Source organism: Pelagibacterium sp. H642, from assembly GCF_031202855.1.
GTDB lineage: Bacteria > Pseudomonadota > Alphaproteobacteria > Rhizobiales > Devosiaceae > Pelagibacterium.
Map to the genome: position 1 here is coordinate 1,339,611 of NZ_CP101829.1, position 14,189 is coordinate 1,353,799.

The 14,189-nt window shown below is 63.3% G+C and carries 12 protein-coding genes; 7 read left to right on the top strand and 5 right to left on the bottom strand.

All coding sequences use genetic code 11. From position 1 onward, the window contains the following. Positions 1-32: 32 nt before the first annotated feature. The gene (locus tag NO934_RS06635; RefSeq protein WP_309163669.1) at positions 33-1,007 is read left to right on the top strand and encodes an AraC family transcriptional regulator; all 975 of its coding nucleotides are present in this window, start codon (positions 33-35) and stop codon (positions 1,005-1,007) included. 276 nt (positions 1,008-1,283) lie between these two features. On the opposite strand, the gene NO934_RS06640 is transcribed toward NO934_RS06635, so the two are convergent. Beyond that, a complete protein-coding gene (locus NO934_RS06640) occupies positions 1,284-1,868 on the bottom strand; it encodes a helix-turn-helix domain-containing protein (RefSeq protein WP_309163056.1) in 585 nt (194 codons plus the stop codon). A gap of 114 nt (positions 1,869-1,982) precedes the next feature. On the opposite strand from NO934_RS06640, the gene NO934_RS06645 reads away from it, so the two are divergent. Beyond that, on the top strand, positions 1,983-2,738 hold the full coding sequence (locus NO934_RS06645) for an SDR family NAD(P)-dependent oxidoreductase (RefSeq protein ID WP_309163057.1): 756 nt from the start codon (positions 1,983-1,985) through the stop codon (positions 2,736-2,738). Between the two features lie 612 nt (positions 2,739-3,350). Here NO934_RS06645 and NO934_RS06650 read toward each other — a convergent pair. The 4 genes from NO934_RS06650 to NO934_RS06665 all read right to left on the bottom strand — a co-directional run bounded on the left by NO934_RS06650 (position 3,351) and on the right by NO934_RS06665 (position 7,892). Next, positions 3,351-5,531, bottom strand: coding sequence for a molybdopterin cofactor-binding domain-containing protein (locus tag NO934_RS06650; protein ID WP_309163058.1), 2,181 nt, complete (start codon positions 5,529-5,531; stop codon positions 3,351-3,353). Positions 5,532-5,534: 3 nt separating this feature from the next. Beyond that, a complete protein-coding gene (locus NO934_RS06655) occupies positions 5,535-5,987 on the bottom strand; it encodes a 2Fe-2S iron-sulfur cluster-binding protein (RefSeq protein WP_309163059.1) in 453 nt (150 codons plus the stop codon). 42 nt (positions 5,988-6,029) lie between these two features. After that, positions 6,030-6,155 (bottom strand): hypothetical protein, encoded by a 126-nt coding sequence (locus tag NO934_RS06660; protein ID WP_309163060.1) that lies wholly within the window; start codon positions 6,153-6,155, stop codon positions 6,030-6,032. An 834-nt stretch (positions 6,156-6,989) separates the two neighbouring features. Beyond that, positions 6,990-7,892, bottom strand: a complete 903-nt coding sequence (locus NO934_RS06665; RefSeq protein WP_309163061.1) for an AraC family transcriptional regulator — start codon at positions 7,890-7,892, stop codon at positions 6,990-6,992. 178 nt (positions 7,893-8,070) lie between these two features. Between NO934_RS06665 and NO934_RS06670 the strand changes: the two genes are divergently transcribed. The 5 genes from NO934_RS06670 to NO934_RS20625 all read left to right on the top strand — a co-directional run bounded on the left by NO934_RS06670 (position 8,071) and on the right by NO934_RS20625 (position 13,736). Further along, the gene (locus NO934_RS06670; RefSeq protein ID WP_309163062.1) at positions 8,071-9,012 is read left to right on the top strand and encodes an SDR family oxidoreductase; all 942 of its coding nucleotides are present in this window, start codon (positions 8,071-8,073) and stop codon (positions 9,010-9,012) included. Between the two features lie 636 nt (positions 9,013-9,648). After that, positions 9,649-10,248, top strand: a complete 600-nt coding sequence (locus NO934_RS06675) for a 2Fe-2S iron-sulfur cluster-binding protein (protein WP_309163064.1) — start codon at positions 9,649-9,651, stop codon at positions 10,246-10,248. Then, complete coding sequence (locus tag NO934_RS06680; protein WP_309163065.1) at positions 10,248-11,225, top strand: xanthine dehydrogenase family protein subunit M; 978 nt, start codon at positions 10,248-10,250, stop codon at positions 11,223-11,225. Before NO934_RS06675 ends, NO934_RS06680 begins: the two co-directional genes overlap by 1 nt. After that, on the top strand, positions 11,225-13,417 hold the full coding sequence (locus NO934_RS06685) for a xanthine dehydrogenase family protein molybdopterin-binding subunit (RefSeq protein WP_309163066.1): 2,193 nt from the start codon (positions 11,225-11,227) through the stop codon (positions 13,415-13,417). The genes NO934_RS06680 and NO934_RS06685 overlap by 1 nt, the downstream gene beginning before the upstream one ends. Then, complete coding sequence (locus NO934_RS20625) at positions 13,407-13,736, top strand: transposase (RefSeq protein ID WP_375143278.1); 330 nt, start codon at positions 13,407-13,409, stop codon at positions 13,734-13,736. Before NO934_RS06685 ends, NO934_RS20625 begins: the two co-directional genes overlap by 11 nt. Positions 13,737-14,189: the final 453 nt, after the last annotated feature.

The following is a 14,189-nucleotide window of genomic DNA, read 5'->3' on the forward strand; positions in this document are numbered from 1 at the left end:
TCCGCAATATCTTTGCAACCGTCCAGAATGCCATGGATCCCCTATCCGAAGTTCTGTCCCTTCTCAAACCGCGCAGCTATGTATCGTCCGGCTTCGATGCTGGCGGGGACTGGGCCGTCCGGTTTTCTGAAATGGATGCAGTGATAAAATGCTACGCGGTTATCTCGGGGGGCTGTTGGCTTGTTGTGGAAGGCGAAACCGCACCCGTGCGCCTTACAGCAGGGGATTGTTTTGTGCTGCCCAGTGGGCGTCCCTTCCGACTTGCCAGTGACCTTGCGGCGCCGCCCACTGATGCCAAGGCGATCTTTCCGCCGATAAATGCTGGTGGCGTCGTTACCCACAATGGCGGCGGGGGTTTGTTTTTGGTGGGAAGCCGCTTCACGATTAGCGGTGGCCCCACCGGCCTGCTGTTGAAGATGTTGCCGCCCATTGTCCATATCCGCAAAGAAGCCGAACAGACGGCTCTGCGCTGGTCCGTGGAACGCATGAGGCAAGAATTGCGCGACGGGCAGCCGGGCGGCTTTCTGATCGCTCAGCACCTGGCCCATATGATGCTCGTGCAGGCACTAAGGCTCCACCTGAGCCATGGTCTGCCTGAACAGCCCGGATGGTTCGCCGCCTTAGCTGACAAACAAATCTGCGCGGCGATGACCGCCATGCACCAGGATCCAGCATACCGCTGGACCCTGCAGGGCCTTGCGGGGCGTGCCGGAATGTCGCGCTCCAGCTTTGCGCAGAAATTTCGGGAAAAGGCAGGTGAGACGCCCATGGAGTATCTCACGCGCTGGCGGATGCTGTTGGCTGCGGACCGGCTGAAGAACGGAAGCGATCCGGTGTCGGTGATCTCCACATCCCTCGGTTACGAGTCGGAGAGCGCCTTCAGTACCGCCTTCAAGCGCATAATGGGGTGCTCGCCCCGGCAGTATGGCCGCCAGGGGAAGTCGAGCGGACCAGTCCGCCAGCGTGCTGAACGGCAGACGAGCCAGCTTACGCGACTTGTCGGTTGAAGCATTCCGGATGGTAAAGTGCGGTGCGGACAACGGTGGCCTTGGCATCCCAGAGGATCTCTCCACCTGGGAGCGGCTGCTGGCCGGCGACGATATCGGACGGATTGCCTGCGAAATCGGCTAAGCTCCGCCGAGCGCGTTCGCGCAGGCTTATCGTCGGACCTTCGGCGGACGCCGGTCGGTGACCGCCCCAAACAAAGGACATGGCGTGCTGACTGGTTACGGAGTCGCTCCACCGGCGGCCGCTGCGGACCTGTCCGATGGAGGAACTGGCTGTCAACGCCGGCGGCGCAAGCCCTCGATCAGCAGTGCCACCATCCGCGCCGCGTGATCTGGTCGATTGCCATGGCCTGAGAGGCACAGGGTCGACACGGCGGCGAGGATTTCGCCCGCATCAACATCGGGCGTCACCGTCCCCTCCGCCACGGCACTGGCAAAAAGAGCGGCGACGGCTGGTTGAAGGCGCGCCTCAAAGAGGGGATACATCCCAATATAGACCGGATCGTCGGTGCTCACCGCCTTGGCGAGGCCCTGTTTCGCGCCGAGGAACCGAACATAAACCTGCATCCATTCCGCAAGTGCCTCGAAACCGGGCCTGTCGCGGCGCAGCCGTTCGGCCTCCGCGATGCAGGTGTCAAGCTCGGAGCGGAAGACCGCGCCGACCAGGTCGGCCCGGCGCGGAAACCTGCGATAGAGCGTGCCCATGCCTACGCCAGCCCGCTGGGCGATCTCACGCGTCGTTGCGTCAACACCCTTTTCGGCAAAAAGCTGCGCCGCAGCCGCGACAATCGCCTCGATGCTGCGCTGCGCATCCGCGCGAAGCGGCCGGTTGCCGTGACTGTCGTTCGCTTTCCTTACCATGCCAGATTTCCGGGCTTGTCAAGCGGAGCATCGCTCCACATATTTGATACGGAGCATTGCTCCTCTTGCAGCAATCATCAACAATTTACAACAGCGCCCTTTAGGAGCAGATCCATGTCAACAACGCCCGTCGCACTCGTCACCGGAGCCAACCAGGGCATCGGTTTTCAGATCGCAACCGAGCTCGCAGCCCACAGATTCACAGTACTTGTCGGGTCCCGCAATCTCGAACGTGGAGAGGTCGCCGCGCGCGAGATCGGACCGAATGCCGTCGCGCTGCAGCTTGATGTGACGGACCATATCTCTATCACCGCCGCTGCGGAACGTGTCCGCACCGAGTTCGGACGGCTCGACGTGCTTGTTCAGAACGCCGCCATCGCGACCGCGCTGACCGGAGAGGTCACCTCCGAAGAGCTGGCGCAAACGGGCCGCCCCTCGGTTATTCCCATGCAGGATATCCGCCGGATCTGGGAGACCAACGTGTTCGGCGTCCTGGCGGTCTACCAGGCGATGTTGCCTGTGCTGCGCATGACGCCCGGTGCCCGGATCGTGAACATATCGAGCGGCGCGGGATCGCTCACCCTCAACGCGCAGGCGGACTTTCCGCTCCGCTCCGGATTCGATGCCGGGTATTGCGCCTCAAAGACGGCGTTGAACGGACTGACCCTTGCCATGGCCATCGAGCTGGAACCCGAGGGCATCAGGGTCAACGTGGTTTCACCGGGCTATACCCGCACGCGGCTGACCGGCTTTGCCGGGACCGACACGGTCGAACAGGGGGCGGCGGAGGCGGTGCGTCTTGCACTTCTCGAGGACCGGACCCCGACCGGGACATTTACCCACGCCGAGCACGGAGCGCTCCCCTGGTAGCGCCCTCGACCCAGGCCACCCGCCCCCCGAACCCGCGCGACGGCGCCTGTTTGGTGCCGATGCGCACGCGTGGGCTAGCGCCATAGTGCCGGCAGCTCATCGCCGAGGTCGATGTTTCGCGCACGCGTGGCTGAGCAGACCATAGCACCCCGGACCTGTACCGGCCTACTCAGGCGACATCGGGTTCGGGGCGCCCCGGCAACCAGAGTTGTTCGATGTAGACGAGAGGGTGCAGGCATGGTCCGCGGTCAGCAGCAGTTGATCGCTGCCGGATCGGCTTGCTAGATTTCGATCAGGGCGCCCGGCACCTGAGGGCAGCGACCCAGGATGCAGCCCCCGACCAGAAGGTCCTCACCGTCATGCGGCCATCGGTAATATCGTCGCATTCGGGGCTCTTCGGTTCGAAGATGCGAGGTCGCGGATCGGCCCGGCGCGCCGCCATCATCGGGCGCCGGGTAGGCTCCAGGGTCGCTTCCGGGGGTCTGGATCTTGACCGGCAGCGGGCCAGATCGCCCAAGCGCCCGCCGCGCCTGCAGACGCGGCGAGCACGTTAGGGGAATATCTCGGTGACTGGCTCAGGAATGTCCCATTCGTTCATCACCAGTCCTCTTGCTAGGTTCGACGTGAAAACGGCAGGCGGTCAGGTGCGGCACCCGTCAGCGCGCGTACTGCATTGGCGATCGCCGGTGCGGTCATCGGCACGCCGACTTCGCCACCGCCGCCGGGGGGATTGCCGGAGTCGATGAGCCGTACCTCGACCTCAGGAACGTCATACATCCGGATCGGCTGGTAGTCGTAGAAGCTGTTCTGGTCGATCTGTCCCTGGGTGAAGGAAGACCGCTCGGCCAGGACCGAGGACAGCCCGAACAATATGCCGCCCTCGACCTGCGAGCGATAGGATTGCGGATGGATGACGAGCCCCGGATCAACAGCCGCCCAGAAGCGGTGTACGCGAAGGCGCTCGCCCTCGTAGGAGACCTCCGCCACACCCGAGGCAAAGCTCGACTTGTAGCCGGCAAAGGCTATGCCGTGCGCCCGGCCCTCGGGTGCGTTGCCGAAATCGGACATCGACACCGCGGCCTCTAACACGTTGAGCGCGCGGGGGGAATTTGCCAGCAGCCTGCGGCGGAAATCCACCGGGTCAGATCCCGCCTGCCCGGCCAGTTCATCGATGAAGCATTCGCGGGCAAAGCAGACCGGCCCCCAGCCGATTCCGCGCCACGCCGAGAGCCGCGAGACGCGCGGGACCAAGAGATGTTCGGCGCGGAAGTCGGGAATGTCGTAGTCCCTGGTTTCGCTGCCCTCCATGATCAGCGGGTCCATCCGAACCTCAGGGTCCCACCTGTCGGGCTGTACGAACTGGAAGGTCGAGGGCGCGGCGATGCGATGGCGCATGGCGGTCAGGGTGCCCGCGTCGTCGAGGATCGCGTCGAACCGATGGACCGTCGCTGCCCGCAGCCAGCCCTGCTTGACGTCGTCCTCGCGGGTCCAGACCAGCTTGACCGGCCGTCCAACGGCACGGGAGAGGATCAGTGCGTCGCGCAGCATCTCACGGGCGAACCACGTCCGCCGCCCGAAGGCACCACCCATCTGCATGGCATGCAGCCGGATACGGTCGGGCGTGGTTCCCAGCACGGCGGCCGCCACGGCGACGGAAACAGTCTGGCTCTGGGTGCCGATCCAGATTTCGGCGCCGAGGCCATCGTCGTCGACTGAGGCGACGGCGTTCAAGGGCTCCAGCTGCGCGTGGTAGACATGCTCGGTGGTATAGTGCGCCGAGATGACGTTTCCGGCGGCGTAGTCCGCTGCCTCATCGCCCCGGCTCTCCCATACCACAGCGTCGGCGGTCATGTCGTCGACGACGGAGGCAAGGTTTTCGAGCTCCACCTCGCTGTCGGCGTTGCGGAACGGCGAGGTTTCCGACCAGGTGACGTCAAGCGCATCGCGCCCAGCGACGGCGGCCCAGAAGGACCGGGCCAGGACAGCGACAGAATTCGGCAGGGCAATGACGTCGACGACCCCATCCACGGCGCGCGCGGCCGCATCGGAATTGACGGTGGGCGTCTCGCCCTCGACCGGTGCCAGAAGCTGCACGGCGTAAACCATCTCCGGCACGTCGACATCGATGGAGTACCGTGTCGCCCCGGTGGTCTTGTCGGGAATGTCGAGGCGCTCGACATCGGTGCCGATGATCGTCCAGTCCGAGCGTGGTTTCAGGCTGTCTTCCGCCACCTCCCCCACGGTCGTGACGGGCTCGGGCAGAGCGGCGACTTGGCCATAGCTCATCGTCCGCCCGCTTGCGTCGTGCAGCACCGCGCCCTGGCGTGTCGTGACCTCCTCGGCCGGTACGCCCCAATGGGCGGCGGCCATCTGCCTCAGGATCTGCCGGGCCTGCGCGCCGGCCTGGCGCAGCGCGGTGAAATACCCCTCCACCGTGTAGCTACCGGCGGTGTAGAGAATACCGCCAGTGGCCGGGTTTCCGTAGACCCCGGCCAAGTCGTTGCCGACCTGCTCGGAGGTGACCGTGCTCCAGTCCGCATCAAGCTCTTCGGCAATGATCATCGGAAGCGCCGTGCTGACCCCCTGGCCCATCTCGGCGCCGCCGTATAAGATCGTCATGCGGTCATCGGGCGTGATCGTCACCCAGGCATTGATCCGCCCGCCGGGCATCGATTGGGCCTCGGCCGAGCGCCCGAAGACTGCGACGGTGCCGCCGCTCAGGAACGCGAAAGACAAGGCGCCCATGCCCTTGAGAAACCCGCGTCGCGTCGGGCCGAGGAGCGATGCTGACATGGTTCAACCTTCCTGTGCGGCGCGTTCGATCGCGCGAATGATCCGGGAATAGGTGCCGCAGCGGCAGAGGTTGGCCGACATCTCGTCGACGATCTCCTGGCGGCTCGGTTTGGGGGAACGGGACAGCAGCGCGGCGGCGCGCATGATCTGGCCGGACTGGCAATATCCGCATTGGGGCACCTGTTCGGCGATCCATGCCCTCTGTACCGGATGATCGCCGTCGGGTGACAGACCCTCGATCGTCGTGATCGCGCTGCCCTCGACATCCCCGATCCGAACCTGGCAGGAGAACCTAGCCTCTCCGTCCAGATGCACGGTACAGGCGCCGCACATCCCGACACCGCAGCCGTAGCGCGTCCCAGTAAGCTTAAGCTCGTCCCGAAGCGCCCAGAGCAGCGGCGTACCGGGGCTGGCGTCGACCTCTACCGTTCGACCGTTCACGTTCAGACTGACCATCCTGGTTCCTCTTGTGGTTCGTTGCTGTCGTGCGCTTCGCGATCAGTCGGCCTCCCCGGCCGCGGAGGTTTCGAGAAAGCCGATGATCGCCTCCCGCTGCGCCGCGTCGGTGATGCGAACAGCCATCATCGTGTCCAGAACGATGCCGCGCGGGTCCTCCAGGAACATGTCGAGCGTTGCGCGTCCCAGACGGGGTTCGCCTCTTCCAGAGCGCGCGAATAGCGCGCGCCGTCTGCGCTGCCAGCACGATAGACGCCGCGACAAGCACCGTTGATGCCCAGAGGGGTGTCCAAAGTGCGCTTTTTGGGAAGGTGCTCGCGCGTGGCGGTAACGGGTCTTGCATGCGGCGTTCTTCCGTTCTGATGCTGTCTGTTATTGTGGCGTACTGCTGTTGCGGGCCGCATGCCCGAAGCTGGAAAAAAGTTGCCCGATACTTCGATCTTCGATGTCTGGCAGGCGACCAGTCACGAATGCTCCGACCATGCGCCATACCGACCTTTAGGCCTTTCTCGCCCTTGCCCGTGCGGCAGCTTCAGGGTCGCCAGCGAGCGGGGTGTGACCGGATCGGCGATGAGTCTTGACAGCCCGCCCGCTTGAAGAGGTGCTCCAGATGCGCCCTCTTCAAGCGGACGATCTTCTGAGGAAGCGCCTGACACCGGCCCTTGCAGACATCCGCGCCAAAAGAGGATTTGCGCGGGCAAGAGACATCGAGTACCCGAAGGCCGCCTCACGGTGAACAGCGCGCGTCATGCCGTCACTGCAGCAATCGGCGGGGCGAGACCGGCCCGCCTGCCATCGCCTACGTGCAGGAGGCCCTATTCGACAACCCGTTGTCAGGGTGGACCGAGCTCTCGCCCAGCTCCTGGCGGGCACCTCTATTGCCCGAGCCGCAGGCACAAACCACCGGAATTTCGGGCATTTCTGGTCTTCTGCTTGAAAGCGGGACGCAAAGCGCGTCCATGACGAACCGCGGCAGTCGACGGTTCTTTCTGTGCCTGTAGGTCAGAGGCTCAATTGGGCACCGTAAGGCCGCAATGCCGTCACGTCCCGCTTGGGCGAACAGCCGAACAGGCGGGAATATTCCCGACTGAATTGCGAGGGGCTCTCATACCCGACCTCAAGGGCGGCCCTGGTGACGTTCGCTGCTTCGGTCACCATGAGCCGCCGAGCCTCCATCAGCCGCAGATGCTTCTGGTACTGCAACGGCGTCATTGAGGTCAGCGTCTTGAAGTGCTGGTGAAAGGAGGAAGAGCTCATGCATGCGACCTCGGCCAGTTCCGCGATTCGCCACTGCCGCTTGAAGTCCTGGCGCATGTGAATGATCGCGTCGGCGATTCGGCGGGCGTGACCGTCCGATTGCACCATCTTACCGAGTTCCGTACCGTTTGGCCCCGTCAGGAGCCAGTAGTACAGTTCCTTGATGATTGCGGGGTAGAGAACGGGAACTGCCTTGGGCATGCTGAACAGCCTGACCAGCCGCGCTATGCAATCCCGCTGCGCCTCACTGAGCGTTTCGACGAAGAGGCCGGTCCCCGATGACTGGGCAATCGGCGGTTCGGGAAGCCGCTCCAGCACGGCGCGCATCAGTTCGGTGTCGAAATCGATCGTCAGTCCGAGGAACGGTTTCTCCTTGCTCGCCTGCGTCACACCGCCGTATGCCGGCACCTCGACGCTTACGGCCAGGGCGCTTCCGGCGGCATAATCCAAGGCCCGATCGGCGACTTCTATCCGTTTCGCCCCTTGCACAACAACGCAGAGCGACGGCTTATACATCCTTCGGAACGGCAGCCTCGTCTGTGTGCTGCACAGGACCACGACGCCGTCCAGCGGGGTGAAGGACAGGGCGTCAGCCCCGCCATTGGCCGCGACGTATTCGGACAAGGCGCTGACGAGTTCGGATTCCACGGCCAATTCCTTTGCACAACCTCAGACGGAAAATCTGGAGGAAGCACGCGTGCCGCGCAAGAGCTTTGTAGTTTTAGGCAAGTCTTTGCCCGGTTCGGGCATGCGCAGCACCGTCACCGCGTCCATCTAGTTCAGACCAATGGCGGCAGGGACCGAACTGCATTTCAAGGACACGCAAATGAGCAAATGGACCATTAAAGACCTTCCCGCCCTGAAAGGCCGCTCGGTGGTGATCACCGGGACGGGTGGCATCGGCTACGAGACGGCCGTCGCGATGGCGAGAGCCGGGGCCACAGTCATGCTGTCGGGCCGAAATCCGGCCGCCGGCAGAGCTGCGGTTGATCGCATCCGGGCCGCGACGCTCTCGGCCGATGTCTCTTTCGAACAGGTCGACCTCGCCGACTTGGCCTCGGTCGCGGCGCTCGGCGAGCGGTTGCGTTTGGAACATGACCGCCGCGATCTCCTGATCAACAACGCCGGCGTCATGGCTCCGCCGGACAAGCGTCTGACCAAGGACGGGTTCGAATTGCAGTTCGGGACCAACTTCCTCGGGCACTTCGCGCTAACCGCTCATCTGATGCCCCTGCTCCGGCAGGGACACAAGCCGCGCGTCATCACCCTGGGAAGCATCGCCGCGAACAGCAGTTCCATCGACTTTACCAATCTTAATGCAGAGCGCGCCTACAAGCCGATGGTCAACTACGGCCAATCCAAGCTGGCCTGCGTCCTGTTCGCCTTCGAATTGCAACGGCGCAGCGAAGCGGGTGGCTGGGGGGTCGAAAGCATTGGCGCGCATCCCGGTGTCTCGCGCAGCGATCTCATTACCAACTCCGCAGAACGCTGGCATTTCAGCAGCCTCATGCGGACCTACCTGCCGTTCCTGTTCCAGCCGGTGGCACAAGGCGCACTGCCAAGCCTCTACGCGGCCACCTCGGAGAATGCCCGGCCCGGCGGCTACTACGGCCCCGACCGCATGGGCGAGACGCGCGGAAATCCCGTTCCGGCAAAGGTTGTCGATCAGGCCAGGAATCCGCAGGTCGCCGCGCGTCTCTGGGACGAGGCGATCCGCATGACGGGGGTTTCGTTCGACGGACCGGCCAGACGGTCGTTGTCGGCATAAAATGATAGCGCGCGGCTAACCATGCGGTCGCGGCCTTCGCCGACGTAACCGCCGAGGCGCTCGACTCCGTGATCGCCGCCAACCTCAAGGGCAGCTTCAACGGCCTGCGCAAGGCCAGGCGCGCACGCGAGATGGCGGCCGGATCAACAGCCTCGCCTCCAGCATCATCAACTCGCCTCCGCCGGGCACGGGGGCCTATGCCCAGATCAAGGCGACCCCAGGTCCATGACGCGAGCGCCCCGTCAAAGGAACTGGCGGGGCGCGGCATCTCGGTCAACCGAGCATCGAAGCTGGACGATACGCTAACTCTATGGCTCGAAAGGTCAGGACCTCGGAAAGGGGATCTTCAAGCATTCGGACGATGCCGAAGAAGTTTCAGACGAACCAGCATGGGCGGGCTCCAGACAAGCGACTATCCTTTTTTCGTCAATCGGTATTTAGACTTGGGAATGCGGCGGAAGGGTAGAACACTTGAGGCGTTGAGCTTCTGCTGTCTGTCAAATGGAGGGCGATGCCTCCGTGGACGGGCTGTTGGGAACGAGCCTCTCACCCCGATCCGTCGCTTTCTCCGGTTACCCGATGACCGCGTACGCGCCAGCGCATCGCGTGTGCCCAAGATTAGGTACCGGAGAGATTATGGCCGAAGACCGCCTCAAGATATCGCGTCGAGACTTCATGCGGGCAAGCACCGCCACCGTGGCCGCCGGTATCGCGGCCGTAGCGCCCGTCGGCGAGGCAGTGGCGCACGATGCCGACAGTCGGTTCCAATCGACGGTTGCCGTCAGCCTTCCCATCAACGGTGTTCCCCATCAGTTGACCACGGAAGCCCGAGTCACTCTGCTCGATGCCCTTCGCGAGCGTCTGCTGCTGACGGGCACCAAGAAGGGCTGCAATCGCGGCGAGTGCGGAGCATGCACGGTTCTTCTCGATGGCCGAAGGGTCAATGCCTGCCTGGTGCTCGCGGCTTCCGCCCACGGACGGGAAATCGTCACCATCGAAGGATTAGCACAGGGCGATCGGCTGCACCCGGTGCAGCAGGCCTTCATCGACCATGACGCCTTCCAGTGCGGCTTCTGCACGCCGGGCCAGATCATGTCGGCGGTAGGCTGCATCAACGAGGGCCACACAGCCTCCAACGCTGAAATCCGGGAGTGGATGAGCGGAAATCTCTGCCGCTGCTCCGCCTATCCCCAGATCGCCGCCGCCGTCGAAGCCGCGGCAAGGGAGATGGTGTGATGCACAATTTCGGCTACGTTCAGGCCCAATCGCGCCATGACGCCATCGCCCTGCTTGAGGAGGGAGCAACCCCGCTTGCCGGGGGAACCGAACTGCTTAACTGGGCGCGGGTGGGTATCCTTCAGCCGGCACGTATTGTTGACATCAGCCGCATCGAAGACCTCGACGGTGTTGAACCACTGCCGGACGGCGGCGTGCGCATCGGCGCAATGACCAGGCTCAACGACGTTGCGCAGCACCCCCTTATTGTGGAGCGCTACTCGGTCTTCTCCCAATCCATCCTTTCGGCCGCTTCGGCCCAGATTCGCAATCTGGCAACTATCGGCGGCAATCCATTGCAGCGCGTCCGCTGCCCCTATTTCAGGGCGGACGAACCGACGGCTTGCAACAAGCGCGAGCCGGGATCGGGTTGCGCTGCGCTTGCCGGGATCAACGATCGGCATGCCATTTTCGGCTGGACCGACGAGTGTGTTGCTGTTCATCCGGCCGACCCGCCCGTAGCACTGGCAGCGCTCGATGCCGCCTATGTGGTCGAATCGTCCGAAGGGAGCCGGCGCATCCCAGCCGACGAGCTACATGTCCTGCCGACCCGCAATCCCGCCTGGCATAATGTCCTGCTTCGAGGGGAACTAATCACGGCCATCGAATTGGGCGGCCCGCCATCCCATTCCGCCTACCTCAAGATTCGCGAGAGGGAAAGCTATGAGTACGCGACCGTTTCGGCAGCAGTCGCGCTGCAGATGGATGGCGACACCATCAGTGAGGCTCGCATCGCGCTTGGTTCGGTAGCCATGCGTCCCTGGCGGTTGCGCAACGCCGAACGCCTCCTCGCCGGCCGACGCGTTGGCTCGCCAGAAGTAGCGGAGGCGATCGCTGCTGGTTTCGCAGATGCACGGCCCCTGTCGCATAACGCCTATAAAATCACCCTAGCGCGCAATGCGACACTGCGCGCCATCGAAACGGCAGCGAGGGCATGATGAGCAACCTTGGATATTCCATCCCGCGCGTCGATGGACACAGCAAAGTCACCGGCGGCGCACGTTTCACCGGGGACCACAACCTACCAGGGCAACTCCACGCTATGTTTGTGAGCGCGAGCATCCCCGCTGGTCGCGTTCTCTCCATTGAGGTCGACTCCGCCCTCGCCTTGCCGGGCGTAGTCCGCGTGCTTCTCGGTCGCGACATGCCCCGCCCGAGCCCGGCATTTGAGGAGGTCACGGTTCCGCCACTCGCCACGAAATTCATACCGCTGCAAAGTGATGAGATCGTGCATGAGGGACAGCCCGTTGCCATGGTTTTGGCCGAGACCCTCGAAGCGGCCACAGCAGGCGCTGCAGTCGTTAGCGTCCAATACGAACGCGGCGAATTCGTGAACCCGGAAACATCGGTCCTGGAAGTGGCGCCGGAGCGCGGAGGCTATCTCTATCTCGATCAGACCGAATTTGTTAAAGGCGATATCGAGGCCGGCTTTGCGTTGGCTTCGGCGGCGACGAACGCTGTCTACTCGCAATCGTCGCGTCATGCCAATCCGATGGAGCCGTCCGCGGTGCTGGCGTCCTGGAGTGGCGACCACCTCACCATCTACGACAGTACTCAGCATCTGGGCGCGGTTCAGCGGACCCTCGCCTCAGTATTTGGCATTTCCGAGAACCAGGTGCGGGTGCTCTCGCAGCACACGGGGGGCGGTTTCGGCGTCAAGGGATATGTCTGGCCCCATGAAGTCTTGGCGGCTCAGGCCGCCTATGTCGTGCGTCGCCCGGTCAAGCTCGTTCTGACCCGCCAGCAAATGTACGGCATGGTCGGGATGCAGCCACAAATCAATCAACGGATGCGGTTAGGGGCCACAGGCGAAGGGCGCCTTGTCGGAATCGATCACGTTGTATCGAACGTGACCGGCGTCACTGAGGATTATGTAGAATTCGGGACGTCAGCGAGCAGATCCTTCTACGCCTGCGACAACATCTTCAATCGCCAGGTCGTCCGGCGTGGCAATATGACCCTCCCCACCTATCAGCGTGCGCCCGCCGAGGGGCCAGGATCATGGGCCTTGGGTGCAGCGATGGATGAATTGGCGACCGCCCTGGGCATCGATCCCCTCGACCTGCGCCTTGCCAGCTATGCCGAGGTCGACCCGGTGAGCGGTAATCCATGGTCATCTAAAAAGCTGCGGGAAGCCTACCAGATCGGCGATGAGCGTTTCGGCTGGCGCTCGAGGCCGCCCGGTGGACAGAGGGATGGCAATTGGCTGGTCGGTTACGGGATGGCCGACGCCAGCCAAGGCGTGACCCGCTTTGGCTCGACTGCGCGGGTCCGGCTGCGCTCTGATGGTACTGCGGTACTTGAATCAAGCTTCACCGATGTCGGACAGGGGCCGGCAACGGTCTTCTCACAAGTCGTTGCCGAGATTCTCGGTCTCGACCCGAACCGAGTCGTGTCGCGATCGGGTGACACCGACCTGCCCTATGCCGGTCCAACCTATGGAGCCGCCACCACGATCAGCACCGGCACCGCCCTGCACAAGGCAGCTAACGTTGTGCGTGAGCGCTTGGCGAGGCTTGCCGGTTTGGCCGCGCACGAGGTTACCATGCGCGATGGTATGATCGTCCACGGCGAACGTTCCCGCACCATTGAGGAAGTAATGGCCGAAGCTGGCGTATCAGAACTGGCGGGCGACGGCGCCCTAGACATTCCCAACTACGCCGACAGCGGCTTGCCGGGCTTTCCGGCTCGCAGCTTCGGTGCTGTCTTTGTCGAGGTTGGGGTCGATCCACAGCTGGGCCTCATGCGCCTTCGCCGCGCGACCGGCGTCTATAGCGCCGGTCGAATCCTCAACATGCGAACTGCTCAATCGCAAATGATTGGTGGTATCGTCTGGGGTTGGGGCATGGCAGCGATGGAGAGGAGCCAGTTCGATCCCATCTACGGCCGATGGCATTCTAAGGATTTGGCAGGGGTGCCCATTCCCGTCAACGCCGACATTCCGCCCGCCATTGATGTTTCTTTCGTCGACGAGTTCGACGACAACGCGGGACCGCTCGGTGTGCGCGGCATCGGCACGCTGGCGGCTTGCGGCGTCGCAGCGGCTATCGCAAACGCCGTCTTCGATGCTATCGGCGTTCGAGTCCGCCACCTGCCCATTACGGCAGACAAGATCTTGAATGATCTCTAAAGAACGTTTCGCCGGTCGGCTCCGACGCCGGTGGTCGGACGATTTCGAGGCTGAGAGGGTGGCGCGCAGTCTTGAGGCTGGAGCGGATGTGTCGGCCATAGCGTGTGGGATCGGGATTTTCCCCCAGCAGTTGTTTGGTTGGCGCGCCGAGGCGATCAAGGGGGGCAAAGTGGAAAGACGCGATGAGGTTGCCGTTCCGGCGCCCACCTCACCAGCTGCCTCGATGATCGAGATCGAAATCAACACGGTGATCCGAATGGATATCGATATCGGGGAACACCACCTGCGGCGCGTGATCCGCGCAGAGAGATCGGCATAATCCCTGCGGGTGTGAGGGGCTGTCTAGCCAGCCAGCCCATGGACTTTCGAACTATATGGAACGCCGGATTATGCAGAGTCCGCAGCAATCAAGGCAGCTTCGCCACTTCATCCCAATGGTTTAACAACACCCAGCCCAATACTGGCCGGAAAGGATACACCCACAGTGTAGTCTTGCAAAGTCGATGACCCGAGATCCGCTACCTCGACTCGCGACGCTCCCGATGATCAGACTAGCATCGTCGGCACGCGCCGCCGCTAGCGCGATGTCCTTTGGTCGCCACCTCAAGTTCAGGAACGACCGCACGAGTTCGTGCCCCGCTACCTTGCAGCACCCCACCACGAACGGGAACAGGTAAAGAAAGGAAATCTGAAGACTTTCCCTCTGGAGCTCGCGATGCACGGGGGAATGCGGCGGCGATGAGCCCCCTAAAAGCCGAAGGCGTACCAACAG